Genomic DNA, 369 nt, shown 5'->3' on the forward strand with positions numbered 1-369 from the left:
CATCATATCAGTGCCAACGATGTTGGCGGTATTACCATTTGAATCTGTAATGACATTAGCATCACTAATTGTGATGGTTTGACCATTCGCCGTTTCAATCGCAGTACCATAAGGAATATCAGCGGCTTTTACAACCATAGGTACGACATGGTATGGAAGCACACTTTTTAACGTCGCTTGATCAGCAAGTAATTCTTCTTTGGTAATGTTCAATTTAGTTAATAAAGCAGCAAATGCATCATCAGTAGGTGCAAATACTGTGTACTTGTCTTCAGCCATCAGCATCGAATCAAGTCCAGCTGCCTGTAGTGCAGCGGTCAAGATGGTCAAGTCTTTATTGCCAGCTGCCATCTCACCAATAGTCTGCGT

At 42.0% G+C, this 369-nt stretch carries 1 protein-coding gene; it reads right to left on the reverse strand.

Annotated features, from left to right (window positions below; all coding sequences use genetic code 11):
* A partial coding sequence (locus AAEY75_RS14260; protein WP_352259930.1) for a fasciclin domain-containing protein occupies positions 1–369 on the reverse strand: 369 nt, incomplete at both ends.

The organism is Psychrobacter sp. TB55-MNA-CIBAN-0194, assembly GCF_040309505.1.
Classification (GTDB): Bacteria; Pseudomonadota; Gammaproteobacteria; order Pseudomonadales; family Moraxellaceae; genus Psychrobacter; species Psychrobacter fozii.